Genomic DNA, 24885 nt, shown 5'->3' with positions numbered 1-24885 from the left:
CGCCAGCGTGCCGCTGACCAGCCACGACCAATACGGTGTCGTCATGACACGCGCGAGGAACAAGCGGCGGCAGCGTGCAGCTGACGGGCACGCACTCACCGTGGTGGTGTGCAGGGGCGGCGACTGCGGAAGTCGAGCGAAGCATCCCGGCGTGGACCACGTCGGACTCCTGCGCGAGACGAGGGAGTTGGTCGGGCGGTCGGCGCAGGTCGCGCCGAGCAAGTGCTTGGATGCCTGCGAGCACTCGAACGTCGTGGTCGTCGTCCCAGCGGCCGCGGCATCGGAGGGCGAGCCGGTGTGGATCGGGGACGTGAACGACTCGGATGTCAACGCGGCGCTCTGCGAGTACGTCCGATCGGGAGGGCCAGGAATCGCCGACCTCCCGATCGAGCTCGAGCTGCGCCAGTTCCGCGCCACGCGACGAAACCGCGACGAGCTCGACGTCGAGACGTCGATCACGGACGCCTGACGTGCAACGACCAGCCGGGGCAGCGGTCGCTCAGGGCCGCTCGAGGCTGAGCTCTCGAGTCTGCAGCCACAGGATCGGGTCGAAGGAGACGTAGTCCGCGTTCTTCAGCTCGAGGTGCAGATGGGGACCGGTGGAGCGGCCGGAGTTCCCGACCTGGCCGATGACGGTCGTGACGTCGACGACCTGACCCACTTCGACCTGGATCGAGCCGGGCACCATGTGCGCGTACCAGGACTGCACGAACTGGCCGTCGATGTTGTGATCGATGAAGACGACGTATCCGCCGCCACCGGGGTTGTCGCCCTGCCAGACCTCGGAGACGACGCCGTTCGCGATCGGTCGGATCTCGGTGCCGAGTCCCGGCGCGATGTCGGTGCCTCCGTGGAATCCACCGGCCCGGTTGCCGAACGGGCTCGTGATCCGCAGCTGCGCGAGGCCCGGGAACGGGCTCTGCACGTAATCCGTTCGGAGCATGCTCCAGACGTCGGGCAGCGCCGGGTCACCACCGTAGGAGGATCCGCGGGGCTCTGCATCGGCCACCGACTGGTACCGCGCGAGCTCGTCGTCGGAGATCGTGGCGGCCGCGACGGGATCGGTGACGATGATGTCGTCGCGCGTGAACACGGTCTCGCCCTCGGCATCGATCGGTGCGAGCTCTTGCGACTCCGGCTCGATCGATGCCACCTGGGGATCGAGCCGGTCGGGCGCCTGCATCGCTTGCGCCGGGAGCGTCGTCACCACGACGAGTGCTCCGATGAACGCGAGCGCGCTCGCAGCGGTGACCTTCCTCGCGATTCCTCGAGCGCTCCCGATGCGCCGCGGGCGTGGGGACGCGTGGGGCGTCTGCCGTACCTCGCGCGCGGTCAGCCGCACGGGGCGTCGGGCCGGCGCCCTCGCCGACGGGGCTTCGTCGGCGCCGAGAGCGGGGTTCGGGGCCGATGCCGCCCGTTGCGCCGGGACGGCTTCCGCCATGGTGACGTGCAGCTCACGCGCGGTCTGCGTTGCTCGCGCTCGCAGCGCCGCACGAGTCGTGTAGAGGGGCGGAGCGCCGTGACGCACGGTGACTCGTGCACTCGCGCGAGCCTCGGCGCCCGTCATGGCGATGGCTTGGGCGGCACGCTCGCGCTCGCGCAGCGCTCGGCGGGTGGTTGCGCCCTCGGCGGGAGCGCACGACTCGACCGACGGTTCTGGGGCGGGGTTGGTCACGCTGGGCGGGTCCTCGATCGGCGTCAGGCGGGGTTCGCGAGCCGCACGAGCTGTCGGCGCATGCGACGCTCCAGGCAGTCGAAGAGCGCGCGAACCGCTCAAATGTAACGGATGGGTAACGATTTCGCCACCTGGGTGGCTTGGGCGCCCGAGTGGGAACGGACCCTGTGAGTTCACGGGGTGACCAGCACCGCCCCGGTGGGTTGGATGGATTGCATCACTCACCACGCTAGAAGGAGAGAACCATGACTCACCACGTAGAAGCGATGCTCGACACCTACCCGAGCGATCTCGGCGGCATCGACAAGCAAGCGCTCGCAGCCTGCATCGAGGCGTGCTTCGAGTGCGCACAGACATGCACGGCATGTGCTGACGCCTGCTTGGCGGAGGACATGGTCGCTGAGCTCACCAAGTGCATCCGGATCAACCTCGACTGCGCTGACGTATGTGAGACGACGGGCCGAGTGCTCTCGCGTCAGACCGGTTCCGACGCAGCCGTCATCCGCGCGCTCCTGGAGGCATGCCGGGCGGCGTGCAAGGCTTGCGCGGATGAGTGCGAGCAGCACGCGCAGATGCACGAGCACTGCCGCGTGTGCGCGGAGGCGTGCCGACGCTGTGAGCGCGCGTGCGCCGATCTCTTGGCCGCGCTCGGCTGAAGCGACCGCCCTCCAGCGTCTCCGCTCGCAGCGATGGTTCTACGAAGGTGACTGCGCTCGCTGGCTTGACGCGAAGGGACGAGTTGCGGAGGCCCCAGCAGTGGGCAGGGCGGCGAAGGAGGCAACGACGCCCCGCTTGCGCGGGCCGACGCACCGATGTCGCGATCGCCTACGCAGGCGGGAGCCTCGCCAACGGTTGCGCGCAACCCGTGCTGATGTGCTCAAGTGCGCCGAAGTCGCCGCGCTGGCGATCAGGAGCGCAAGAGGCGCGCGAGAGCGAGCTGCCCTCGCAGATGCGCTTGGGGCACGCTGGTGAAGCCCCCGCGCGACCAGGGCGACGCTGTCACTCGAGTGCTACTCGAGGTTCACCTCGCCTATCTGCAGCCAGAGCACCATGCTGGAGCCCGGTCCGAACAGCTGCGGCGACATCGACCGGCGAGCCTGCACCGCGAACACTCGGCGCTGGCGGGTCGCTCGTTCCGTGGGATGGTGGAGGCATGCCCACGGCATGAGCTCCGATGGCCCAGGAACCGCCGGTTCCAGCCTATGAGCCGGAGACCGGGAGTCTTCGGCGTCGGTGCGAAGACGAGAAGGGAGTGCCGATCATGGCGACGATGAAGCACGACGATGAGCACCAGCATGAGCGAGGAGGTCACGTCGAGGACAAGCATCAGTCCAGCACCGGTGCGAAGGCATACCTCCGCTTCGCCGCCATGATCCTTACCGGCATGGTCATCATGTACGGGGCGATGTACGCCGGCTCCTGGGAGTGGGGCCACGTCCGCTGGAGCGAGAGCCGCCTGTTCATGGCATTGACCATGGGCGGCGCGATGGCGCTCGTCATGCTCGCGTGGATGCTGCGGATGTACAAGAACCCGAAGGGCAACATCGCGGTGATCGCGGTCAGCGTGCTGCTGCTCGGGGGTGGCATCGTCCTCGACCGCACGCAGGCCACGGTCGATGACACTGATTTCATGAGCGCGATGATCCCGCACCACTCCCTTGCCATCACGCGCTCCGAGCGCGCCGGCATCGAAGACGTGCGGGTGTGCGAGCTGGCGGTCGAGATCAGCGAGGCGCAGCGGCGGGAGATCTTCGAGATGGACTGGCTCATCGGAGACATCGAGACCAATGGCGTGGCGAGCACGCAGGAAGAGGCCGAGGCTCGTCCCGTGCCGGCATATGAGGAGCCGGCAGAGCGCCAGTGCGCGAGCTGACTGCAGCATCGACCGCGTGGTTGGCGCAAGGCTCTGCTCCTGCACCATGCAGGCATTGATGCCGAGTAGGGCGCCGGCGCCCCCGCCCCTTTCAGCAACCGCTTCGAGAAGGATGGGTCTGTGCAGCATCATCGATCACCGAGCCGCCGGCGCGTCGGTGCGGCCGCTGCGCTCTCCGCCGCGATCGTGCTGGCCGCCACTGCGTGCGCCGCCACGGGCGCGACCGCGGCGTCCCTCACGACGGACAACCACATCCATAAGCTCATCCCGAGCGAGGACGGGTTGTCATTGCTCGTCGGCACCCACAACGGACTGTTCACCGTCGAGCTCGGTTCCGGTGATGTGGTCGGCCCAATGGGCGAGCACGTCATCGACCTCATGGGCCTGACCCGCGCCAATGGTGAACTGCTCGCCTCCGGCCATCCCGGAGCCTCCGGGCCACAGCATCTGCAGGGGCCGAACCTCGGCTTGATCAGGAGCTCCGACGAGGGCGAGCGCTGGGAGGCCGTGGCGCTCGAGGGCGTGGCTGACTTCCACGCGCTCACGTACGACCGGTTCGCGGGTGCGGTCGTCGGTGCGCACGCGGGTCAGATCCTGATCAGCGACGATATGGGCGTGTCCTGGCGCGAGGGCGCCGCCGAGGAACCCTACGACCTGCTGGCCACCAGCGACGGACTGCTGATGACGAGCATCGCCGGTCTCGGCGTCAGCACCGACATGGGTCAGAGCTTCCAGCCGGTCGAGGGCGCCCCGCCCCTGGTGCTGCTCGCCGACTCCGAGGACACGGTCATCGGTGTCGACCTCGCCGGCACGCTGTGGCGATCCGGTCCTGCGCAGCGGTGGACGGCCGAGGGCACGACTCCAGAGCAGATCCACGCCCTCACGCTCCTGCCCGACGGCGAGGTGATCGTGGCGACCGAGTCCGGACTCCAGCGCACCGGTGACCTCGGCCAGACCTGGCAGTCACTCATCCCGCGAGCTGGGTCTTGATGGCGAGGATCTCGGGTGCGGTCGAGAGCCCGACCGCGCCCGTCAGATTGCCCTGCCTGTCACGGAAGGTCGTGATGAGGCTGCCGTCAGGGGACGATGCCGTATCGATGACCGGATCCGGAGCCGCGGCGCCGACACCCATGATCGACAGCCCGTGCACCTGCAAGCTGAAGCCGGATGCCGGGCGATACGGGCCGGGGTCCTCACCTTCACCGAGATCGTGCATGATCGTCCGCGCGGCATGCGCGCCCTGCGCAACTGCGTCGTCCCAGTGGTCGATGCGGCGCAATGTGCCGTCCGGCATCGTATGCGCCGAGGCCGCGCCGGCCGCGTACGCCCGGGGGATCGTGATCGACCGCAGGCGGTCGTCGACCCTGATGCCCTCGGCGTCGCTGGACGCCCATGACGTATCGGGCACTGTCCCCTGGGCCACGATCACCAGTTCAGAGCGCAGCTCGCTGCCATCGTCGAGCCGCACGCGGGTTCGCGACCCCGACGGCTGCAGGACGATCACGGCACGGCCGAAGTGCGTGGTGACGTGCTCGGCGTGCAGGTCGCTGAGCCGCGTCGCGATCGGGCGCCCGAGCACGCGCGCGAGCGGCACGTCGGATCGCGCCACCAGATGCAGGTCGGCTCCTGCCGTGGCGAAGTAGCTCGCGACCTCCGACCCCACCAGCCCGGCGCCGAGCACCGTCACGGTGCGTCCCGTTGGATCACCGCCGACGTGGTCGCGGATCCGCATGGCGTCGTCCGCGCTGTGCAGTTGGAAGACGCCTGTCCGTTCGCGGTCGAGCAGCGGCCGTGGCGTGCTCCCCATCGCGAGCAGCAGGGCGCGGTAGGTCGGCGTCCGGCCGTCCTGCAGGCGGACGGCGCACCGATCTGCGTCAACTGCGGCTGCGCGCCCGTGCTCGAGCTCGACACCGAGCGGTGACAGATCCTTGAGCGCAGCCTGTCCCACGGTGAGCAGGCCGGGCAAGATCCCCTTGTCGACCAGGGTGCGGTTGTATGGCGGATGCGGCTCGCCATGGACGACGTGCACAGAGCCGGCGAAGCCGAGGTCGCGCAACATCACCGCTGCCGAGTGACCGGCGGCCCCGGCTCCAACGATCAGCACGTCAGGCTCGAGCATCGACATCATGGTCACTCCTTGACCGCATTTCCGACCGGGTATATGGTCAAGGCGAATCGATACCCCCCAGGGGTACCTTGTCAAGCGAGAGGGAAGACACCATGAGCAGCTCCGAGTTCAAGGTCACCGGCATGACCTGCGGCCACTGCGAGGTCGCGATCCGCGGGGAAGTCGAGCAGGTTGCGGGGGTCGAGAACGTCCAGGTGAGTGCACAGACCGGCCGGCTGGTGGTCACCGGCTCGCAGTCCATCGACGACGCAGCGATCCTCGCCGCGGTCGACGAGGCTGGCTATGAGGCAGCCCCGCTGCGATGAATGCACCGGCCCGGTTGGGCATGTACGGAGCTGGCCTCGTGCTCGCCTTCGGTGCGACGTTCACCATCGCCGGCGCATTGGCTCCCGATGACGCCGCCGCCAGTTGGTCGCACGGCGACCGGGCCGACCACGGTGATCCATCCTCCGGTATGGCAACACCATCGCAGACGGCGCAGCGAGCAGAGGAGGTGGACGTGACCGGCGTGACCATCGCCCGATCGGGTCTCACCATGGGACCGATCGCAGCGCCTGCGGCGACGGGCGAGACGGGTTCGCTCTCGTTCCAGATCCTCGACCGCGTCGGCGAACCGCTGACCGAGTTCGAGACCGCTCACGGGAAGGATCTGCATCTGATCACGGTCCGTGCCGACGGCAGCCAGTACCGTCACGTGCATCCGGGGCTCGATCGGACGACGGGGACCTGGTCGCTGCCGTGGAGCTGGGACAGCGCTGGCAGCTACCGGGCGTACGCGGACTTCGTCACCGCTGACGGGACCGCCGTCACGCTCTCCCGCATGGTCGACGTCGCAGGCACCCTCGAGCCGCAGCCTGCGGCCGCCGTCAGCAAGCGCGACACCGTCGACGGCTTCGACGTGACGATCACCGGCGAGCTCGCGGCGGGCGGTGCGAGCGACCTGAGCGTCGAAGTGACCCGAGACGGTGATCCCGTCACCGACCTCGAACCGTATCTCGGAGCGTTTGGCCATCTGGTGGCGCTCCGCCAGGGCGACCTCGCCTATATGCACGTGCATGCCCACGGCGACGAGCCGCAGCCCGGGGATGTCGCGGGCCCGGGGGTGGCGTTCACCGCAGAGACGCCGACCGTCGGCCGGTATCTGCTGTATCTCGATTTCCAGGTCGATGGACAGGTGCACACTGCGCAGTTCGTGCTCGACGCGATCGCTTCGACGGACACCGCGGTCGCCACGGAGGAACCCGTTGGCACTGATGGTCCGGAAGACACCGACGGCGACGCTGAGCACGACGAGCACTGACTAGGAATCCGTTCCGGATGCGCGCTGCGCCCGGTGCACCGACGAGGAGACGTTCATGACCGACTTGCAGCCGACGGCCGCGGATTCCAGCGTGGAGCTGGAGATCGGCGGGATGACATGCGCGTCCTGCGCGATGCGGATCGAGAAGAAGCTGAACAAGCTCGAGGGTGTCACCGCGACCGTGAACTACGCGACGGAGAAGGCGAAGGTCTCGGCGCCCGCCGACTTCGACCCTGCGGTGCTGATCGCAGAGGTGGAGAAGACCGGCTACACCGCAGCGCTTCCCACCCCTGAGCAGCCCGCCGCGTCAGACGACGACGGCGAGACGCCGGATGCGGAGCTGATGAGCCTGCGGCACCGGCTGATCGGGTCGGTTGTGCTCACCGTCCCGGTGATCGCGATGGCGATGCTGCCGGTGCTGCAGTTCACTTACTGGCAGTGGCTGTCGCTCGCGCTGGCGGCGCCGGTCATCGTGTGGGGAGCATGGCCGTTCCACAAGGCGGCGTGGACGAACCTGCGGCACGGAGCCGCGACGATGGACACGCTCATCTCGATGGGGACGAGCGCCGCACTGCTGTGGTCGGTCTACGCCTTGTTCTTCGGCACCGCGGGCATACCCGGCATGACGCACCCGTTCGAGCTCACCGTCGCACCCAGTGATGGTGCCGCGAATATCTACCTCGAGGTCGGCGCGGGGGTGACGATGTTCATCCTGGCTGGCCGCTACTTCGAGAAGCGCTCGAAGCGGCAGGCCGGCGCCGCGCTGCGCGCGCTGCTCGACCTGGGCGCGAAGGACGTCGCAGTGCTCCGCGATGGCGTCGAGATCCGCGTCCCGACGAGGGATCTCGTGGTCGGCGACGAGTTCGTCGTCCGGCCGGGCGAGAAGATCGCCACCGATGGCACCATCATCTCCGGCACGTCGGCCGTCGATGCCTCCATGCTGACCGGCGAATCCGTGCCCGTCGAGGTCGGGGAGGGCGACACCGTCACGGGGGCCACCGTCAACGCCGGCGGCCGACTCGTCGTGCGCGCGACGCGCGTCGGCTCCGACACGCAGCTGGCCCAGATGGCGAAGCTCGTGGAGGACGCGCAGTCCGGGAAGGCCGAGGTGCAGCGCCTGGCCGACAAGATCTCCGGCATCTTCGTGCCGATCGTGATCGTCATCGCCGTGGGCACACTGGGCGCCTGGCTCGGGGCGGGGTTCCCCGCGGCGGCCGCCTTCACCGCCGCCGTCGCCGTGCTCATCATCGCCTGCCCATGTGCCCTCGGGCTCGCGACCCCGACCGCGCTGCTGGTCGGGACCGGCCGCGGCGCGCAGATGGGGATCCTCATCAAGGGACCCGAAGTGCTCGAGTCCACGCGCCGCATCGACACCATCGTGCTCGACAAGACCGGCACCGTGACCGCGGGCAAGATGACGCTCACCGATGTGCACACCGCCGTCGGCACCGACCGGAGCGAGCTGCTGCGTCTCGCCGGCGCGCTGGAGGACGCCTCCGAGCACCCGATCGCGCAGGCCATCGCGAAGGCCGCCACGCAGGAGCTCGGCGCACTGTCCACCCCGGAAGGCTTCACGAACATCGAGGGCAAGGGCGTGCAGGGCGTCGTCGATGGACATGCGGTGATCGTCGGACGCCCCTCGCTGCTAGCCGACTGGTCCATGCATCTGCCTGCCGATCTCGCTGAGGCGAAGGACGCCGCCGAGCAGCAGGGGAAGACCGCGATCGCCGCCGGCTGGGACGGTCAGGCGCGCGGCGTGCTGGTCGTCGCAGACACCGTCAGGCCGACGAGCGCGGCCGCCGTGGCGCAGTTCAAGCGCCTCGAGCTCACGCCGGTGCTGCTCACCGGCGACAACCAGGCGGTCGCCGAGCGGATCGCGGCCGAGGTCGGCATCACCTCGGTGATCGCGGAGGTGCTGCCGCAGGACAAGGTCGACGTCATCACGCAGCTGCAGCGAGAGGGCAAGTCCGTCGCGATGGTCGGCGATGGCGTCAATGACGCCGCTGCCCTCGCCCAGGCCGACCTCGGTCTCGCGATGGGCACCGGTACCGATGCCGCGATCGAAGCATCCGACCTCACGCTCGTCCGCGCCGACCTGCGCAGCGCCGCCGACGCCATCCGGCTCTCCCGGAAGACGCTCGCCACCATCAAGGGCAACCTGTTCTGGGCCTTCGCCTACAACGTCGCGGCGATCCCGCTCGCGGCGCTCGGCCTGCTCAACCCCATGCTCGCCGGCGCGGCGATGGCGTTCTCCAGCGTCTTCGTCGTCGGCAACAGCCTCCGCCTCCGCCGCTTCAAGAGCGAGGCGGTGGACCCCACACCGACAGCCACGACCGAGCCGGAGCCTGCAGCTCGGTCGGCAGCCGTCACCACCCATCACTGAGAGGAACTCCATGTGCGACACCGGTCACGACCACAGCCACGGCAGCCATGACCACGCCGGCGACCACGAGGCTCACAGCCACGGCAACCATGACCACGCCGGCGACCACGCGGCTCACAGCCACAGCCACAGCGCCGATGCGCACGGGCAAGGTGCCGCGGCCGGTGACATCGCCGAGTGCCCGGTCATGCCCGGCAGCACGATCCTGAAGGGCGACGCCGAGGCCGCCGGCCTCGTCCGCGACCACGACGGCGAGCGCTACTACCTGTGCTGCGCCGCTTGCGGACCGCTCTTCGACGCCGATCCCGCGAAGTACGCTTCCGTAGCCTGAGCCGCGTCGTGCCGGACCTGTTGCGAGAGAGGTCCGGCACGGCTTCCTCGAACTCGAGAGGATGAGACCATGACCCACCCGCACGCGCATCAAGGCCACCCGACGGATCCCTCGGAGGGTACCGCGCACCCCCAGCATCAGTCCCATGGTGCGCACGATCGGATGGGTGGGCACGCGTCCGCAGCGACCGACGGTGCCGTTGTCCGCGAGGCTCGCGTCGACGACTCGCACGCCGGCCACGGCGGGCACGAGCAGCACGGCGGGCACGAGCAGCACCGCGGTCACGGCGCTCACGGCGATCACGGTGATCACGTCGGGCAGTTCCGTCGACTGTTCTGGATCATGCTCGTCCTGGCGATCCCGACCGTGGCGCTCTCCGGCATGTTCGCCATGGTGCTCGGCTACGAGCTGCCGGACGTCTCCTGGCTCGCGTGGGTCTCCCCGGTGCTCGGCACGGCGATGTACGTGTGGGGCGGCAAGCCGTTCCTCGTCGGTGCGCTGAGCGAGATCCGCGCGCGCAAGCCGGGCATGATGCTGCTGATCGGTCTCGCGATCACGGTGGCGTTCGTCGCCTCCTGGGGCGCGAGCATCGGCGTGCTGCACCACGAGCTCGACTTCTGGTGGGAGCTCGCGCTGCTGATCGTCATCATGCTGCTGGGGCACTGGATCGAGATGCGCTCCCTAGCGCAGACCACTTCCGCGCTCGACTCGCTCGCCGCCCTGCTGCCGGATGAGGCGCACCGGGTCGAGGGCGACATCGTGGTCGTGGTGTCCCCCTCCGATCTCGTCGTCGGCGACGTCGTCGTCGTCCGCCCGGGCGGCAGCGTGCCGGCCGACGGCAGGATCGTCGACGGCCGGGCCGCCATGGATGAGTCGATGGTCACCGGAGAATCCCGCAGCGTCACTCGCGCGGTCGGCGATTCCGTTACCGCGGGTACCGTCGCGACTGATTCGGGCATCCGCATCGAGGTGACGGCGACCGGCGACGACACCGCGCTCGCAGGCATCCAGCGGCTGGTCACGGAGGCGCAGAACTCCTCCTCCCGCGCGCAGCGCCTCGCGGACACCGCTGCGGGTTGGCTGTTCTGGTTCGCGATCGCAGCGGCAGCGATCACGGCGTTCGTCTGGTCGGTCGTGGGGCTTCCGGATGCGGCCGTGATTCGCACCATCACCGTGCTCGTCATCGCGTGCCCCCACGCGCTCGGCCTCGCCATTCCGCTGGTGGTCTCGATCGCGACGGAGCGAGCGGCGCGAGGCGGGGTGCTCGTGAAGGACCGCCTCTCGCTCGAGAGCATGCGGACGGTCGACACCGTGCTGTTCGACAAGACCGGCACGCTGACGAAGGGCGAGCCGACGGTCGCCGAGGTCGCCGTCGTCGACGGCCACGACGCGGATCGGGTGCTCGCGCTCGCGGCGGCCGCGGAGGCAGACAGCGAGCACCCGCTCGCGAAGGCCATCGTCCGGGCCGCCGCCGCTAAGAGCCTCGTGGTGCCGCGCAGCAGCGACTTCTCATCCTCCCCGGCCGTCGGCGTGACGGCCAGGGTCGACGGGACGACCGTCCGCGCCGGCGGCCCCTACATGCTCGCCGAGGAATCCGCGAGCGAGCTCGGCATCGCCGACGAGTGGCGCACCCAGGGGGCGATCATCCTGCACGTCGTCCAGGACGGCGCGGTCATCGGTGCGCTGCGGCTCGCGGATGAGATCCGCTCGGAATCCCGACAGGCCATCGACGCGCTGCACGCGCTCGGCGCCCAGGTGGTCATGATCACGGGCGACGCCGAGGCGGTCGCGCAATCGGTGGCGCAAGAGCTCGGCATCGACCGGGTCTTCGCGGGTGTGCGCCCGGAGGACAAGGCGGCGAAGGTGCAGGAGCTGCAGCACGAGGGGCGGAAGGTGGCGATGGTCGGTGACGGTGTGAACGACGCTCCGGCACTCGCGCAGGCCGACGTCGGACTCGCGATCGGCGCCGGCACCGATGTCGCGATCGCGTCAGCCGGAGTGATCCTGGCCAGCGATGATCCGCGCTCCGTGCTCTCCGTGATCGAGCTGTCGCGCGCCGCGTACCGGAAGATGAAGCAGAACCTCTGGTGGGCGGCGGGATACAACCTCATCTCCGTTCCGCTCGCGGCGGGCGTGCTCGCCCCCATCGGATTCGTGCTGCCCATGTCAGTGGGCGCCATCCTGATGTCGCTCTCCACGATCATCGTCGCGCTCAACGCGCAGCTCCTGCGCCGCCTGGACCTGCGGCCCGAGTCCACTGCGCGCGCAGTGCTCCAGCGATGAGCACGACAGAGCGAGAGGCGAACATGAAGGAACCCGGTCAGGGCCTCTCGCAGTGCGACGAGGGAGAGCACGGCTACATCACCGACAAGGATCGATACCTCGCTCGGCTCAGGCGGATCGAGGGGCAGGCTCGAGGCATCCACCGGATGGTCGACGAGGAGCGGTACTGCATCGACATCCTCACGCAGATCTCCGCCCTGACGGGCGCCCTGGAGAACGTCGCCGTGGGGCTGCTCGAGGATCATCTCCGGCACTGCATCGCCGATGCCGCTCGCTCGGGTGGCGACGTGGCCGACGAGAAGATCAGAGAGGCATCGCAGGCCATCCAGCGGCTCGTCCGCTGACCATTGCCCGGCAGGTCGTGTGCAAGGCCCGCAATCGCGGCGACCAGACCATGGGACCACCGGGCGCGGTGCGGTCGCGACTCGGGTGCCCACCGCATCCGCTTCCATCGACCCGAGAGCGGGCGGATGCGCATGTCGGCGACCGAATGTCCGCCCGCGAAGGCACGGCCGTCGACGGCCGCGCGCCGCATCAAGCCGAGCGGCGCGTGTCGCGAGCGTCCCGCCGGGTGTGCAGCATCGCCTCGACCTCGGCGCAGAGCTGCTGGTGGAGCTCGGCGATCGGGCCGGATCGCGGTCGAGGTCCCAGGTGCTGGAGCTCCTCGAGCAGGCTGCGCAGTCGCACGCCCTCGTCTCCAGCGCCGCCCTCCATGCCGTGCGCGATCGTCATGGAGCCGACCGTAGCGACGGCGGCCCGCTCGCGGTGCGGGTTGCGGGGTCCTTGAGAGACAACGATGTTGCCCTTGAGCGCGCAGCGAGACGGGCGTGACGCGCGGGCCTGCGGCGTGCAGAATGCTTGCATGTCCTTCCAGGCGTACCTCGACGCGATCGAGGACAAGACCGGCCTCACGCCCCGCGAGCTCGTCGAGCTCGCGAAGGAGCGCGGCTTCGACGCCCCCGACGTCAAGGCGGGCCAGATCCTCGAGTGGCTGCAGGCCGATTACGGCCTCGGCCGCGGGCACGGCATGGCGCTCGTGCACGTCATCAAGAAGGGCCCGCAGATCGACGCGAAGCACGTCGGCTCCACCGGCTCGCACCGCGACGAGAGCGACACGCTCTGGCTCGACGGCAAGGCGACGAAGCCCGCGTGATCCCGGCTCCCGCGCTCGACGCGGGTACGATCGAGGGCGGTGCGAGCGCGCCGGGGCCATCCGCCCGAGCGCCCCACCGCATCCGCCCCCATCGACCCGAGAGCGAGCGCATGAGCATCACCGCGACCGAGCCCACGCCTGCCAAGGCCACCGACGGGGTCGCGTGGGACGCGCAGGTGCTCGAGGGCCAGCCGCGCGCGCACTACATGCAGTCGGATGCGTGGGCCCGCACTCGCGAGGAGAGCCCGTGGCGGGCGCTGCGCGACGTCGTGGCGGTGCCGACGACGGGCGGCGGCACGCGCGAGCTGCCGATCCAGCTCTTCGAGCGCTCGGCGCCGCTCGCCGGCCGCATCCTCTTCCTCCCGCGCGTGAGCGGCATCGACGCCGCCGCGGTCGACGCGATCACGGCGCGCGCGAAGGCCTACCCGAAGCGCTGGTTCGGCCTCAAGATGGAGACCTTCCAGACCGAGGATCCCGAGCTCATCGCCGCCTTCGAGCGCAACGGCTGGGTGCGCGCCGCCTCGAGCCAGTACCAGCACGCGGTCGCGGTCGACCTGTCGGGCTCGCTCGACGAGGTCGCCGCGCGCTTCAAGAAGCGCGCCCGCAACAGCTACCGCGCGGCCGAGAACAAGTTCGGCGTCACCGTGCGCAAGACCGAGATGACCGCCGAGAACGAGGCGGAGATGCACCGCCTCATCGGCGAGACGAAGGAGCGCTCGGGTGGCTACTTCCGCCACCCCGAGTACTTCCAGCGCATCTGGGACGTCTACAAGACCGTCGGGCAGGGCCACTTCTACGTCGCCGAGTACGAGGGCGAGGTGCAGTCGATGGCGTTCGTCATCCGCTTCGGCGACACCGCCTGGTACAAGGACGCCGGGTCGATCCGCGAGAACGCGAAGATCTTCGCGCCCTACCTCATGCAGTGGAAGATCATGCAGGACCTCCACGCGCAGGGCGTGACGCTCTACGAGCTCGCGAACATCCCTGACCCGGCGGAGTGGGAGACGAGCGACATCCGCGGGCTCTACACGTTCAAGACCGCGTGGGCGCCCGAGCCCGTCAAGTACATGCCCACCTTCGAGCTGCCGCTGCACGGCCGCTACAAGCTCTGGCACAAGGCCGGCCGCTGGCTGCGCGCCGTCTACACGCGCCGCACGGGCGACGCCTGGTTCTAGGCGGCAGTTCGCGGGTTTCCCGCAGTGTCACCCGGCCGACGCCGGACCCCGCGGCTATCGTGACTGCGTGCGCGAAGACGAGATCGAGTTCCAGGGCGACGAGCCCGTCGACGCCGCGACCCTCGAGCGGGCCGTCGAGCCCGCGCCCGGACCCGACCGATCGCTCACGGGCGAGGCGCCCGTCGTCGCGCCCGAGCCCCCGGTGAGCCGTCGCGACGGCGAGTGGGCGGGATGGGCGGATGCGCTCCGGCGCGTGGGCGGGCGGAGCCCGCTGACCGACTTCATCGACACCACCGCGACCCGCATCGAGCTCTCCGCGACGCATCCGGGCGGCCTCGCGCAGTTCATCACCGGCCGACCGACGGCCCTGTCGAGCCTCATCCGCGACGACCTCGCGCTCCGCGCCGCCCGCTCGGCCGCCGCCGCGATCGCCTCGAAGGGCATCGAGCTCGCGGCCGCCCGCTCGATCGACGCCGTCCACCTCGGCATCGGCATGGCGCGCTTCCCGCACGCCACTGCCGATGGACAGAGCCGCGAGGTCTACGGGCCGGTGCTGCTGCGCCCGCTGATCGTGCGCCGCCGCGGCCGCGACTTCGAGCTGCAGCTGCTCGGCCAGCCCTTCGTCAACCCGCGGCTCGCGAGCATCCTGCGCGGCCACCACGGCGTGCAGCTCGACGAGCGCCGCCTCATCGAGCTCGGCTCGGGCGAGGGCACGTTCACGCCCAACGCCGTGCTCGACGCCGTGCGGCAGGCCGCGGCGCACGTGCCGGGCTTCACGGTCGAGGCGCGGCTGCTCGCCTCGACGTTCGCCGACGTCGGCGAGCCGATGGCCGTCGACCTGCAGCAGGCGCCGCACGACGTGCTCGACGCCGTGCGCGGCGACGAGCAGGCGCGCTGGCGCGTGCGCGAGGGCCGCAGCGGCATCGACGAGACCCCGCAGGACCAGCGCGACCCCGAGGTCGACCGGCTCGTGCTCGACGCCGACCACGAGCAGGACGCCGTGATCGCCGAGGCGGCCGCCGGCAACTCGATCGTCGTCGAGGCGCTGCCCGGCACGGGCCTCACGCAGACGGTCGTGAACGTGCTCGCCGCGCTCGTGAGCGACGACAAGCGCGTGCTCGTCGTGAGCCCGCGCCGCGCGACGCTCCGCGACATCGCCGACCGGCTCGCGAGCACGAAGCTCGAGGCGCTCGCCGTCTCGGAGGCGACGCTGCGCCGCGACCTCATCGCCGCGATCCGCCGCATCGAGCAGTCGGGCCGGCCCGAGACGGCCGAGATCGACGAGGCGATGCTGCGCCTGCGGAAGGTGCTGCTCGACTACCGCGCGGCGCTCCGCCGCGTCGACCCGCAGCTGCAGGTGAGCGTGCTCGACGCGCTCAAGGAGCTCTCGCGGCTCGCGATGCTGCCGACGCCGCCCTCGACGCGCGCGCGGCTGAGCGAGCAGGCGACCCGCACGCTCGCGACCGACCGACCCCGCGTCGCCGCCACGATGCGGAAGGCCGCGGCGCTCGGCCAGTTCAAGTACGGGCCGAGCGACACGCCCTGGTACGGGGCGTCCTTCCAGACCTCGAGCGACGCATCCGCCGCCCTCGCCGACGCGCAGGCGCTCGCCGGCACCGACGGCGACGGCGAGCTCGCTGGGCTCATCGCGAGCGCCCGCAAGGTCGTCGGCGACACGAAGCTGCGGCCCGCCGCGACGCTCGCCGAGCTCGCGATCCAGGTCGCGCTGCTCACCGACGTGCGCGCGACGCTCGACGTCATGACGCCGTCGATCTACGACCGGCCGCTCGGCGAGCTCATCGCCGCGACCGGTCCGCGGCGCGAGGCGATCCAGTCGCTCGGCGCCATGCAGCGCCGCCGGCTCAAGAAGCTCGCCGAGGAGTACGTGCGGCCCGGCGCGCACGTGCCCGACCTGCACGACGTGCTCGTCGCCGCGCAGCAGCAGCGGCGACTGTGGGCGAAGTTCGCGCCCGACGGCTCGATCCCGACGGTGCCCGCGGGCCTCGGCGCGCTCGACGCGACGCTCCGCGAGGTCGAGGGCAAGCTCGCCCGCCTCGACGCGGCGCTGAGCCCCGACGTCAAGAGCGTCGACCTGCCGCTGCCCGAGCTCGAGCAGCGCATCGCCGAGCTCGCCGCCCCGAGCGATGCGCTCCAGAACATCACCGAGCGCGCCGAGCTCATGACGGGCATCGAGCGGCTCGGCCTCGACGCGCTGCTCGCCGACTTCGCCGACCGGCACGTCGCCGACGACCAGGTCGAGCACGAGCTCGACCTCGCGTGGTGGCAGTCGGCGCTGCAGTCGATGATCGCCAAGGAGCGCGCGCTCCTGCGCGGCAACACCGACGTGCTGCGCCGGCTCGAGCAGGACTTCGCGCTCGTCGACGAGGCGCACGTCGACGCCTCGAGCGCCCGGCTCGCGCACCAGATCGCGCGCGCGTGGCGGCTCGCGGTCGACGACCACCCGGACGAGGCGGATGCACTGCGTCGCCTCATCAAGGCGGGCCCGGTCGACGCCGACGAGCTGCAGCGGCTCGCGCCGCACCTGACCCGCTCGGTCGCGCCCGTGTGGCTCTCCTCGCCCTACGACCTGCACCGGGTGCCCAAGCGCATCCCCTTCGACGCCGTCGTCATCGCAGACGCGGGCGCGATCACGATCGCCGAGGCGGCGGGCGCGATCAGCCGCGCGCGCCAGGTGATCGCGGTCGGCGACTCGGTGACGCAGACGCCCGCGCCCTTCGACGTCGGCATCTCGACGCTCGGCGTGCGGCCGAGCGAGGAGCTCGCGTCGCCCGACGAGCTGCACGCCGAGTCGGCGCTCTCGCGGCTCGGCGCGGTGCTGCCGATGCTGCGCCTCACGCGCTCGTACCGCACCGGCGGCGCCGACCTCGTGACGGCGGTGAACGAGCGCTTCTACGAGGGCCGCATCGAGGCGCTGCCGTGGGCGGGCGCCTACCTCGGCCACCGCTCGCTCACGACCTCGATCGTGCACGGCGCGCACGGCCTGCCCGAGCAGGGCGCGGCGACGGTCGAGAGCCCCGACGGCGAGGTCGACCGCGTCGTGCAGCTCGTCACGCAGCACGCGCGCTCGCGGCCGCAGGAGTCGCTCATGGTCGTGACCGCCAACGAGCGGCACGCGGTGCGCGTGCAGCAGGCCGTCATGGCGGCGCTCGCGGGATCGAGCCAGCTGACCGACTTCGTCGTCGCCGACCGCGACGAGCCGTTCGTCATCGTCGACATCACGCACGCTGCCGCGCTCAGCCGCGACCGGGTGATCTTCTCGGTCGGCTACGGCCACACGAAGCACGGCCGCAACGTCGACTTCGGCACGCTCGGCCAGCCCGGCGGCGAGCGGCTGCTCGCCGTCGCGATGACGCGCGCGCGGAAGGCGCTGCAGATCGTCACCGCATTCGACGCCGCCGAGCTCGACCCCGAGCGGCTCGAGCACGGCGCGGCGATGCTGCGCGAGATCCTGCTCGACGCGGCCGCCGAGGCGCCGCGGAAGGCGTTCTTCGGCGGCGACCCGCTCATGATCGACCTCGCGACGCGGCTGCGCCGGCGGGGCCTCCGCGCCGACGTCTCCTACGACGGCCAGCTGCCGCTCGTGGTCGCGAACGGCGGCGTGTGCGCGGCGATCGAGGCCGACCACGACGACGGCGACCGCACGCTGCGCGAGGCGCTGCGCCTGCGCCCCGAGATCCTCCGCCGCTTCGGATGGCACACGATGCGCGTGCACGCATTCGAGCTCTTCACCGACCCCGAGGGCGTCGCCGACCGCATCGCCGAGCTCGTCGGGGCGGATGCGTCGCGGTCGTGACCGCCGACGCACCGGCCGCTGACGGGCGCGAGCCCGAGGCGGACGCGGGCGAGCCCGCCGAGCGCGCGGAGTCCGCGCGCCTCGTCATCCGCAAGCGCGGCCGCCGCGTCACGACCGACCCGGTGCCCGGCTACATGGGCGGGCCCGAGCCCGAGCCGCAGCAGCCCTCGAGCGAGAACGACGCGCGGCTGCGGGGCGACGTCCCGCCCCACTGGGGCTGACGCATCTGCCCCGTTGCCTCCAGGATATGGCGGCGACCGGGCCTTGCCGCAAGGCCCCTGCCGTGCGCGATGATGCCTCGTCGATGACGAGGGGAGCGGGCGGATGCGCGATGTGGTGATCGTCGGGAGCGGGCCGACGGGGATGATGCTCGCGGGCGAGCTGCGGCTCGCGGGCGTCGATGTGGAGGTGCTCGAGCGACGGGCGACGGCCGAGCTCGAGGGGTCGCGCGGCGGCGGCATCCACTCGCGCTCGATCGAGCTGCTCGACCAGCGCGGCATCGCCGAGCGCTTCCTCGAGGCCGGCACGACGCTGAGCGCGGCGACCTTCGGCGGCACGATGCTCGACCTCGGCGCGCTGCCGACGCGGCACCCGTACACGCTCGCGCTCTTCCAGCGCGACATCGAGCCGCTGCTGCGCGACTGGGCCGAGGGGCTCGGCGCGCGCATCCGCTGGGGCGCCGAGGTCGTCGGCGTCGCGCAGGACGAGGAGGGGGCGGATGCGCTGCTCGCCTCGGGCGAGCGGGTGCGTGCGAGGTTCGTGGTCGGCGCCGACGGCGGCCGGAGCGCCGTGCGGCGAGCGGCGGGCATCGCGATGGTCGGGCCCGACGCGACGCGCAGCAGCATCATCGCCGAGCTGCGCATCGAGGGCGAGCCGCGGCAGCTCGGCAAGGTCGACGAGCGCGGCGTGCACGGCGCGCACCCGATCGGCGACGGGCAGGTGCGGGTCGTGCTGACCGAGCCCGAGCTGCGGCGGGGCGACGAGCCGACGCTCGACGACGTGCGGCGCGGGCTCGTCGCAGCCTTCGGCAGCGACCTCGGCGCGCACAGCCCCACGTGGCTCTCGCGCTTCACCGACGCGACGCGGCAGGCGGAGCGCTACCGCGACGGCCGCGTGCTGCTCGCGGGCGACGCGGCGCACGTCCACTCGCCGACGGGCGGGCAGGGCATCGGGCTCGGGCTGCAGGACGCCGTCAACCTCGGCTGGAAGCTCGCGCTCGTCGCGCGCGACCTCGCGGGCGACGCGCTGCTCGAGAGCTACCACGCGGAGCGGCACCCGGCCGGAGCGCGGGCGCTCGGCTACACGATGGCGCAATCGCTCTTCCAGCGCGCCGATCCGCGGCAGGAGGCGCTCAAGGCGCTGCTCGACGAGGTGCTCGCGGTCGAGGGGGCCGGGGAGCCGATCGCGGCGCTCATCGCCGGACTCGACGTCGCCTACGAGCTTGGGGAGGGGCACCCGCTGCTCGGCCGCCGCGTGCCCGACGTCGACCTCGAGACCGCGGCGGGGCGCTCGCGCGTGCACGCGCTGCTGCGCGAGGCCCGGCCGGTGCTGCTCCGGCTCGGCGGTGCGCCGCTCGACGTCGCCGCATGGCGCGACCGCGTCGAGCTCGTCGATGCGACCGCCGACGGCGCCTGGCGGCTGCCGGTCATCGGCGAGGTGCCGCCCCCGACCGGGCTGCTCGTGCGGCCCGACGGGCACGTCGCGTGGGTCGGCGAGGGCTCGAGCGACGGGCTCGGGGATGCGCTCGAGCGGTGGTGCGGGCCGGCGGCCTGAGCCCCGCCCGCGCTGCGCCTCAGGCCCGCGGCGTCGATGCCATCGCCATCCGCACCGCGCCGACGAGCACGAGCACCGGCATCGCGGCGAGGCCGCCGACGACGAGCGCGGCGCCCGGGCAGCCGAGCATCGACAGCAGCAGGCCGAGGTAGATCGGCACGAGGGTCGCGAGCAGCCACACGAGCAGCCGCTCGCCCTCGCGGTAGACGCGCTGCGCGTTCTCATCGGTGAGGTGCGCGAGGTAGTTGAGGTGCCGCGGCTTCGTCGACAGCCACGCCAGCAGCGCGGCGAGCGCGACCATGACGCCCGCGAGCGCGAGCACGTTCGACCGGCTGCCGAACGCATCCGCCTCGCCCGTGGCATCGAAGTGCGTCGGGATCGTCTCTGGCAGCGCGTGGTAGCGCAGCAGCAGCCAAGCGGTGATCGCGGCGATGCAGAGGAAGGCGAGGATGCGCAGGGCTCGCGTGACCGCGCCGGTCCCGTAGGTGCGCGGCGGCCTCGGCGTCGCCGAGGGGGTCACGCGCCCGGTGCGGTGCCCGCCTGCTGCGCGCGCAGCAGCTCGCGGATGTCCTGCAGCACCTCGACGTCGGTCTCTGCCGGCTCGTCGGGCTGGATGCCGCGGCGGCGGTCCATCCGCTCCTTGAGCTTCGCCATCGGGAAGATGAGCACGAAGTAGACGACCGCGGCGATGATGAGGAAGTTGATCATCGCGGCGAGCAGCAGGCCGATCCGGAACGGTCCGACCGTCGCGTCCGAGAGCGCGTCGGCGTCGAACGCCATCGCGAGCAGCGGGTTGATGATCGCCTCGGTGAAGGCGGTGACGATGCCCGTGAACGCCGTGCCGATCACGACGGCGGTCGCGAGCTCGACGACGTTGCCGCGCAGCAGGAACTTCTTGAAGCCGTCGAGCATCGTCAGGCCGCCGTGCTCGAGCTGCCGGTCGCGGCCGGCGCCGCGCTCTTCGCGGGAGTGCTCGACTCCTTCGGGCCCGAGCCCTTCGACGCATCCGCGCCCTTGCTGCTCGACGCGGCGCTCGAGCTCGAGCTCGTCGAGCGCGAATCGGTGCGGTAGAAGCCGGGCCCGTTGAAGGTCACGCCGATCGAGCCGTACTGCTTGCGCAGGGCGCCGCCGCACCGCTCGCACACGGTGAGGGCGGGCTCGTCGAAGCTCTGGCGTGCGTCGAAGGCGTGGCCGCAAGCGGCACAGGCGTAGGCGTAGACGGGCAAGGCTCAGCTCCTCGAAGTCGTGTAGATCCCGGACTGCGTGACCACGCCGTCGACGGGCTGGTCGTACGCCGCGTGGGGAACGCTGTCGAAGAGCTCCTCGTCGTGCACGACCGCATAGACCGGTGGACATTCTGCCATGGCGGCGATGGTCTTGTCGAAGAATCCGCGCCCGCCGCCGAGCCGCGAGCCGTCGCGACCGACCGCGGTCGCGGGGATGAGCATGAGGTCGATCGACTCGACGGCCGTCGGCGGGAGCGACTCCGCGGTGGGCTCGGGGATGCCGAGGGTCGCCTCGACCGTCTCGGTGCCGTCGTGCTCGGCCCAGTCGAGCAGCCCGTCGGCGCGGATGACCGGCAGCAGCACGCGCACGCCCGCGCTCGCCGCCCACTGCAGGAAGGCCCGCGTGTCGGGCTCTTGCGGCAGCGACAGGTAGGCGGAGATCGTGCGGGCGCCGAGCTGCTCCGTGAGTCGCTGCAGGTTGGCAGTCAGGCCGCCGGAGCGCTCGGCGGCGAAGTCTTCGCCGCGCTCGGCCCGCTCGGTGCGCAGCCGGCGGCGCAGCGCGCGCTTCGCGTCCTCGACGGCGGTCTCGTCATCGTGCTCGCTCATGCCGGTGAATCTAGCGCGGGATGCTTCCGGGCCCGATCCGGGTTGCACCCGGCATGGACTACGGCCACGAGATCGAGTTCGGTGTCTTCATCACGCCGACGAACGCCCCCGCCCAGCAGCCCGTGCGGCTCGCGCAGCTCGCGGAGCGGCTCGGCTTCGACCTCGCGACCTTCCAGGACCACCCCTACCAGCCGGCGTTCCTCGACACGTGGACGCTGTTGTCGTACGTCGGAGCCGCGACCGAGCGCATCCGCCTCGCCCCGAACGTCGCGAACCTGCCGCTGCGGCAGCCGGCCGTGCTCGCCCGCAGCGCCGCGAGCCTCGACCTGCTCACGGGAGGGCGCTTCGAACTCGGCCTCGGCGCCGGCGGCTTCTGGGACGCGATCGCCGCGATGGGCGGCGAGCGGCTCACGCCCGGGCAGGGCGTCGACGCGCTCGCGGAGGCGATCGCGATCATCCGCGGCATCTGGGACACGAGCGAGCGCGGCGGCGTGCGCATCGACGGCGAGCACCACCGCGTCGCGGGGGCGAAGCGCGGCCCGCGGCCGGCGCACCGGCTGCCGATCCACATCGGCGCCTACAAACCGCGCATGCTGCGCCTCACGGGCCGGCTCGGCGATGGCTGGCTGCCGAGCCTCGGCTACCTGCAGCCGGGCGACCTCGCGCGCGGCAACGCGGCGATCGATGCGGCGGCCGAGAAGGCGGGCCGCGATCTGCGCGAGGTCAAGCGGCTGCTCAACATCGGGGGCGCGTTCCGCGAGCGCTCCGCCGGGCAGCTGCAGGGTCCGCCCTCGCAGTGGGTGCGCGAGCTCGCCGACCTCGCGCTCGAGGACGGCATGAGCACCTTCATCCTCGCCGCCGACGACCCCGCGACGATGCAGCGCTTCATCGAGGAGGTCGCGCCCGAGGTGCGCGAGCGCGTCGCGGCCGAGCGGGGCGAGCGGGGCACCGAGCCGGCCGGCTCGCTCCCGGCGGCGGCGCTGCGGCTGCGCGCCGCGGCGCTCGACTACGCCTCGATCCCCGCGAGCCTCAAGGCGACCGCGGTCGAGCCCGGCTCGTGGGAGTACCCCGAGGTGCAGCACACCTACCTCCGCGGCGGCGCGCCGGGCGTCGTGCTGCGGCCCACGAGCGCCGCGCAGGTCGCCGAGGCGCTCGCCTGGGCGCGCGAGCAAGGCGCGGGCGAGCGCGTGCCGCTCAGCATCCGCTCCGCCGGCCATGGCATCTCGGGCCGCTCGACGAACGACGGCGGCATCGTGATCGAGCTGAGCGCGCTCGACCGGATCGACGTCGTGGATGCGTCGCGTCGCCTCGTGCGCATCGGCGCGGGTGCGACGTGGGGCCGGGTCGCGACGGTGCTCGACGAGCACGGCTGGGCGATCTCGTCGGGCGACTACGGCGGCGTCGGGGTCGGCGGGCTCGCGACCGCGGGCGGCGTCGGCTTCCTCGGCCGCGAGCACGGGCTCACGATCGACCACGTCGAGGCGGTCGAGGTCGTGCTCGCCGACGGCAGCCTCGTGCGCGCGAGCCGCGACGAGCACCCCGAGCTCTACTGGGGCATGCGCGGGGCGGGCGCGAACCTCGGCGTCGCGGTCGCCTTCGAGATGATCGCGCAGCCGGTCGGCGAGATCGGCTTCGCGCAGCTCGCGTTCGACGCGAGCGACACGGCCGGCTTCCTCGAGCGCTTCGGCGCGGCGACGGAGGCGAGCGACCGCGTCGTGACGCCCTTCCTGCTGCTCGGCGGCGACCGGCCCCGGCAGCCGCGCGTCGCGCAGGCGATGATCGCGGTCGACGCATCCGACCCCGAGTCGATCGTCGACCACCTGCAGCCGTTCGCGGCCGTCGCGCCGCTCGTCGGCCAGCAGGTCGTGAAGACGCACTACGCCGGCGTCATCGACAACGCGCCGGGCGGTGCGCACCAGGGGCAGGGGGAGCCGATCACGCGCTCGGCGCTCATCGGCTCGATCACGCCCGAGGTCGCGGGAGCGCTCGCGCGCTTCCTCGACGCCGGAGCCCACTTCTTCTTCCAGATCCGCTCGATGGGCGGCGCGATCGCCGACGTGCCGGCCGACGCGACGGCGTTCGCGCACCGCGAGGCGAAGTTCTCGGTGATCGCGTTCGGGGCGGATCGCACGCGCCTCGACGCCGCGTGGGACACGCTCGTCGCGCCCCACGCATCCGGCCTCTACCTCTCGTTCGAGACGGATCCCCGGCCCGGTCGGCTCGAGGATGCGTTCCCGCCCGCGACGCTCGCGCGCTTGCGGGCGCTCAAGGCCGAGGTCGACCCCGATAACCTCTTCCGCGACAACTTCAACATCGCTCCCGCCCCTTCGCTCATCGACTAGGCCCGCCGCCCCGCTCATCGAGTAGGCCCGCTCCCTTCGCTCATCGAGCAGGCCCGCCCCCACCCGGTCATCGAGTAGGCCCGCAGGGCCGTATCGAGATGCGTGCGTCTAGGCTCGGTCTCGTGTTCGACAGCGCGCCCCGCCTCTCGCACGGGCCCGTGACCGTGCGGGGCATCCGGATGCGCGATGCGAAGGCGCTCGAGGCCGAGCTCATCGCGAACCGCCCGTGGCTCGAGCGCTGGGAGGCGACGCTGCCGGGCTCGCGGCCGAGCGGCCGCTTCGACACGAAGTCGTCGATCCGCTCGCTGCTCGAGTCCGACCGCGAGGGCACGGGGCTCGCCTTCGCGATCGAGGTCGATGGCGAGTTCGCGGGGCAGCTCAACGTCGCGAACATCTCGGGCGGTGCGCTCTCCTCCTCGACCCTGGGCTACTGGATCGCGCGCCGGTTCGCCGGCCGCGGCGCGACGACGATCGCCGTGGCCCTCGTCACCGACCACCTCATGCTCGGCCTCGGCCTGCACCGCGTCGAGGTGTGCATCCGGCCCGAGAACCTCGCGAGCCTGCGCGTGGTCGAGAAGCTCGGCTTCCGCTACGAGGGCTGCCGCCGCCGCTACATCCACATCGACGGCGACTGGCGCGACCACCTGTGCTTCGCGCTCGTGCGCGAGGAGTTGCCCGAGCTCGTGCTGCAGCGCTTCCTCGCCGGCCGCGTGCCGCCGTTCGACCGCTCGGTCTACCCGGTCGAGGTCGGCGGCGACCCGCGCGCCGACCGCTCGGCGTAGTTCCTCGCGCGACTCGTCGCGAACCGCCGCGCGGCCTCCCC

The 24885-nt window shown here is 71.6% G+C and carries 24 protein-coding genes; 16 read left to right on the top strand and 8 right to left on the bottom strand.

What is annotated here, in order from left to right:
- Positions 1 to 43 precede the first annotated feature (43 nt).
- Positions 44 to 469: a (2Fe-2S) ferredoxin domain-containing protein gene (locus tag JQT67_RS05000; protein ID WP_208063777.1), complete on the top strand. Its 426-nt coding sequence runs from the start codon at positions 44 to 46 to the stop codon at positions 467 to 469.
- A gap of 30 nt (positions 470 to 499) precedes the next feature.
- Here JQT67_RS05000 and JQT67_RS13735 read toward each other — a convergent pair whose 3' ends face one another.
- On the bottom strand, positions 500 to 1210 hold the full coding sequence (locus tag JQT67_RS13735; protein WP_026374350.1) for a M23 family metallopeptidase: 711 nt from the start codon (positions 1208 to 1210) through the stop codon (positions 500 to 502).
- A gap of 710 nt (positions 1211 to 1920) precedes the next feature.
- Between JQT67_RS13735 and JQT67_RS04990 the strand changes: the two genes are divergently transcribed.
- The 3 genes from JQT67_RS04990 to JQT67_RS04980 all read left to right on the top strand — a co-directional run bounded on the left by JQT67_RS04990 (position 1921) and on the right by JQT67_RS04980 (position 4538).
- The gene (locus JQT67_RS04990; RefSeq protein ID WP_026374351.1) at positions 1921 to 2331 is read left to right on the top strand and encodes a four-helix bundle copper-binding protein; all 411 of its coding nucleotides are present in this window, start codon (positions 1921 to 1923) and stop codon (positions 2329 to 2331) included.
- A gap of 605 nt (positions 2332 to 2936) precedes the next feature.
- The gene (locus JQT67_RS04985) at positions 2937 to 3548 is read left to right on the top strand and encodes a DUF305 domain-containing protein (RefSeq protein WP_041203756.1); all 612 of its coding nucleotides are present in this window, start codon (positions 2937 to 2939) and stop codon (positions 3546 to 3548) included.
- A 120-nt stretch (positions 3549 to 3668) separates the two neighbouring features.
- Positions 3669 to 4538, top strand: a complete 870-nt coding sequence (locus JQT67_RS04980; RefSeq protein ID WP_208063776.1) for a hypothetical protein — start codon at positions 3669 to 3671, stop codon at positions 4536 to 4538.
- Here JQT67_RS04980 and JQT67_RS04975 read toward each other — a convergent pair.
- Entirely contained in the window at positions 4516 to 5676 is a 1161-nt protein-coding gene (locus JQT67_RS04975) for an FAD-dependent oxidoreductase (RefSeq protein ID WP_208063775.1), read from the bottom strand. The genes JQT67_RS04980 and JQT67_RS04975 overlap by 23 nt on opposite strands.
- A gap of 92 nt (positions 5677 to 5768) precedes the next feature.
- Between JQT67_RS04975 and JQT67_RS04970 the strand changes: the two genes are divergently transcribed.
- The 3 genes from JQT67_RS04970 to JQT67_RS04960 are packed head-to-tail and all read left to right on the top strand — an operon-like array spanning position 5769 to position 9359.
- The gene (locus JQT67_RS04970) at positions 5769 to 5981 is read left to right on the top strand and encodes a heavy-metal-associated domain-containing protein (protein WP_021009506.1); all 213 of its coding nucleotides are present in this window, start codon (positions 5769 to 5771) and stop codon (positions 5979 to 5981) included.
- Positions 5982 to 6019: 38 nt separating this feature from the next.
- Positions 6020 to 6976, top strand: a complete 957-nt coding sequence (locus JQT67_RS04965) for a heavy-metal-associated domain-containing protein (RefSeq protein WP_208063774.1) — start codon at positions 6020 to 6022, stop codon at positions 6974 to 6976.
- Positions 6977 to 7031: 55 nt separating this feature from the next.
- A complete protein-coding gene (locus JQT67_RS04960) occupies positions 7032 to 9359 on the top strand; it encodes a cation-translocating P-type ATPase (protein ID WP_208063773.1) in 2328 nt (775 codons plus the stop codon).
- On the opposite strand, the gene JQT67_RS13410 is transcribed toward JQT67_RS04960, so the two are convergent.
- Positions 9343 to 10002 carry a hypothetical protein gene (locus JQT67_RS13410; protein ID WP_243755754.1) on the bottom strand — a complete coding sequence of 220 codons (660 nt, stop codon included), beginning with the start codon at positions 10000 to 10002 and terminating at the stop codon, positions 9343 to 9345. The two genes, JQT67_RS04960 and JQT67_RS13410, sit on opposite strands and share 17 nt — an antisense overlap.
- Before the next feature lie 30 nt (positions 10003 to 10032).
- Here JQT67_RS13410 and JQT67_RS04950 point away from each other — a divergent pair, with 30 nt between their 5' ends.
- Both JQT67_RS04950 and JQT67_RS04945 read left to right on the top strand, forming a co-directional pair.
- Positions 10033 to 11973 (top strand): heavy metal translocating P-type ATPase, encoded by a 1941-nt coding sequence (locus JQT67_RS04950; protein WP_243755706.1) that lies wholly within the window; start codon positions 10033 to 10035, stop codon positions 11971 to 11973.
- Between the two features lie 23 nt (positions 11974 to 11996).
- Positions 11997 to 12317 (top strand): metal-sensitive transcriptional regulator, encoded by a 321-nt coding sequence (locus tag JQT67_RS04945; protein ID WP_021009501.1) that lies wholly within the window; start codon positions 11997 to 11999, stop codon positions 12315 to 12317.
- Between the two features lie 190 nt (positions 12318 to 12507).
- Here the strand turns inward: JQT67_RS04945 and JQT67_RS04940 are convergent, their stop codons facing one another.
- Positions 12508 to 12705 (bottom strand): hypothetical protein, encoded by a 198-nt coding sequence (locus tag JQT67_RS04940; RefSeq protein WP_021009500.1) that lies wholly within the window; start codon positions 12703 to 12705, stop codon positions 12508 to 12510.
- 130 nt (positions 12706 to 12835) lie between these two features.
- On the opposite strand from JQT67_RS04940, the gene JQT67_RS04935 reads away from it, so the two are divergent.
- From JQT67_RS04935 to JQT67_RS04915, 5 genes are all read left to right on the top strand, one after another.
- Positions 12836 to 13126, top strand: a complete 291-nt coding sequence (locus tag JQT67_RS04935) for a DUF4287 domain-containing protein (RefSeq protein ID WP_208063770.1) — start codon at positions 12836 to 12838, stop codon at positions 13124 to 13126.
- A 110-nt stretch (positions 13127 to 13236) separates the two neighbouring features.
- Complete coding sequence (locus JQT67_RS04930; protein WP_208063769.1) at positions 13237 to 14301, top strand: peptidoglycan bridge formation glycyltransferase FemA/FemB family protein; 1065 nt, start codon at positions 13237 to 13239, stop codon at positions 14299 to 14301.
- A gap of 67 nt (positions 14302 to 14368) precedes the next feature.
- On the top strand, positions 14369 to 18115 hold the full coding sequence (locus tag JQT67_RS04925) for an AAA family ATPase (RefSeq protein ID WP_208063768.1): 3747 nt from the start codon (positions 14369 to 14371) through the stop codon (positions 18113 to 18115).
- Positions 18112 to 18336: a hypothetical protein gene (locus JQT67_RS04920; RefSeq protein ID WP_208063767.1), complete on the top strand. Its 225-nt coding sequence runs from the start codon at positions 18112 to 18114 to the stop codon at positions 18334 to 18336. Before JQT67_RS04925 ends, JQT67_RS04920 begins: the two co-directional genes overlap by 4 nt.
- A gap of 103 nt (positions 18337 to 18439) precedes the next feature.
- Positions 18440 to 19888 carry an FAD-dependent monooxygenase gene (locus tag JQT67_RS04915; RefSeq protein ID WP_208063766.1) on the top strand — a complete coding sequence of 483 codons (1449 nt, stop codon included), beginning with the start codon at positions 18440 to 18442 and terminating at the stop codon, positions 19886 to 19888.
- A gap of 19 nt (positions 19889 to 19907) precedes the next feature.
- Here the strand turns inward: JQT67_RS04915 and JQT67_RS04910 are convergent, their stop codons facing one another.
- From JQT67_RS04910 to JQT67_RS04895, 4 genes are read right to left on the bottom strand one after another with little or no spacing between them, the layout of a single operon-like run.
- Positions 19908 to 20408 (bottom strand): DUF1648 domain-containing protein, encoded by a 501-nt coding sequence (locus tag JQT67_RS04910; protein ID WP_208063765.1) that lies wholly within the window; start codon positions 20406 to 20408, stop codon positions 19908 to 19910.
- A complete protein-coding gene (gene mscL / locus JQT67_RS04905; protein ID WP_208063764.1) occupies positions 20405 to 20800 on the bottom strand; it encodes a large conductance mechanosensitive channel protein MscL in 396 nt (131 codons plus the stop codon). The genes JQT67_RS04910 and mscL overlap by 4 nt, the downstream gene beginning before the upstream one ends.
- A 2-nt stretch (positions 20801 to 20802) precedes the next feature.
- Positions 20803 to 21114 (bottom strand): FmdB family zinc ribbon protein, encoded by a 312-nt coding sequence (locus tag JQT67_RS04900; RefSeq protein ID WP_208063763.1) that lies wholly within the window; start codon positions 21112 to 21114, stop codon positions 20803 to 20805.
- A gap of 3 nt (positions 21115 to 21117) precedes the next feature.
- A complete protein-coding gene (locus JQT67_RS04895; RefSeq protein ID WP_208063762.1) occupies positions 21118 to 21720 on the bottom strand; it encodes a 5-formyltetrahydrofolate cyclo-ligase in 603 nt (200 codons plus the stop codon).
- A 53-nt stretch (positions 21721 to 21773) separates the two neighbouring features.
- Between JQT67_RS04895 and JQT67_RS04890 the strand changes: the two genes are divergently transcribed.
- Both JQT67_RS04890 and JQT67_RS04885 read left to right on the top strand, forming a co-directional pair.
- Positions 21774 to 24062, top strand: a complete 2289-nt coding sequence (locus tag JQT67_RS04890) for an LLM class flavin-dependent oxidoreductase (protein ID WP_208063761.1) — start codon at positions 21774 to 21776, stop codon at positions 24060 to 24062.
- Positions 24063 to 24160: 98 nt separating this feature from the next.
- Positions 24161 to 24844 carry a GNAT family N-acetyltransferase gene (locus tag JQT67_RS04885; protein WP_208063760.1) on the top strand — a complete coding sequence of 228 codons (684 nt, stop codon included), beginning with the start codon at positions 24161 to 24163 and terminating at the stop codon, positions 24842 to 24844.
- Positions 24845 to 24885 lie beyond the last annotated feature (41 nt).

Source organism: Agrococcus sp. TF02-05 (genome assembly GCF_017565345.1).
Lineage (GTDB): Bacteria > Actinomycetota > Actinomycetes > Actinomycetales > Microbacteriaceae > Agrococcus > Agrococcus pavilionensis.
Note: the sequence above shows the minus strand (reverse complement) of the source record. Positions and strands in the feature narration are given on the sequence as shown.

Coding starts and splice junctions, on each gene's coding strand:
- JQT67_RS05000 (WP_208063777.1), top strand. CDS start 44: ATGACACGCGCGAGGAACAAGCGGCGGCAGCGTGCAGCTGACGGGCAC.
- JQT67_RS04990 (WP_026374351.1), top strand. CDS start 1,921: ATGACTCACCACGTAGAAGCGATGCTCGACACCTACCCGAGCGATCTC.
- JQT67_RS04985 (WP_041203756.1), top strand. CDS start 2,937: ATGGCGACGATGAAGCACGACGATGAGCACCAGCATGAGCGAGGAGGT.
- JQT67_RS04975 (WP_208063775.1), bottom strand. CDS start 5,676: ATGATGTCGATGCTCGAGCCTGACGTGCTGATCGTTGGAGCCGGGGCC.
- JQT67_RS04970 (WP_021009506.1), top strand. CDS start 5,769: ATGAGCAGCTCCGAGTTCAAGGTCACCGGCATGACCTGCGGCCACTGC.
- JQT67_RS04960 (WP_208063773.1), top strand. CDS start 7,032: ATGACCGACTTGCAGCCGACGGCCGCGGATTCCAGCGTGGAGCTGGAG.
- JQT67_RS04950 (WP_243755706.1), top strand. CDS start 10,033: ATGCTCGTCCTGGCGATCCCGACCGTGGCGCTCTCCGGCATGTTCGCC.
- JQT67_RS04945 (WP_021009501.1), top strand. CDS start 11,997: ATGAAGGAACCCGGTCAGGGCCTCTCGCAGTGCGACGAGGGAGAGCAC.
- JQT67_RS04940 (WP_021009500.1), bottom strand. CDS start 12,705: ATGACGATCGCGCACGGCATGGAGGGCGGCGCTGGAGACGAGGGCGTG.
- JQT67_RS04935 (WP_208063770.1), top strand. CDS start 12,836: ATGTCCTTCCAGGCGTACCTCGACGCGATCGAGGACAAGACCGGCCTC.
- JQT67_RS04930 (WP_208063769.1), top strand. CDS start 13,237: ATGAGCATCACCGCGACCGAGCCCACGCCTGCCAAGGCCACCGACGGG.
- JQT67_RS04915 (WP_208063766.1), top strand. CDS start 18,440: ATGCGCGATGTGGTGATCGTCGGGAGCGGGCCGACGGGGATGATGCTC.
- mscL (WP_208063764.1), bottom strand. CDS start 20,800: ATGCTCGACGGCTTCAAGAAGTTCCTGCTGCGCGGCAACGTCGTCGAG.
- JQT67_RS04895 (WP_208063762.1), bottom strand. CDS start 21,720: ATGAGCGAGCACGATGACGAGACCGCCGTCGAGGACGCGAAGCGCGCG.
- JQT67_RS04890 (WP_208063761.1), top strand. CDS start 21,774: ATGGACTACGGCCACGAGATCGAGTTCGGTGTCTTCATCACGCCGACG.
- JQT67_RS04885 (WP_208063760.1), top strand. CDS start 24,161: ATGCGTGCGTCTAGGCTCGGTCTCGTGTTCGACAGCGCGCCCCGCCTC.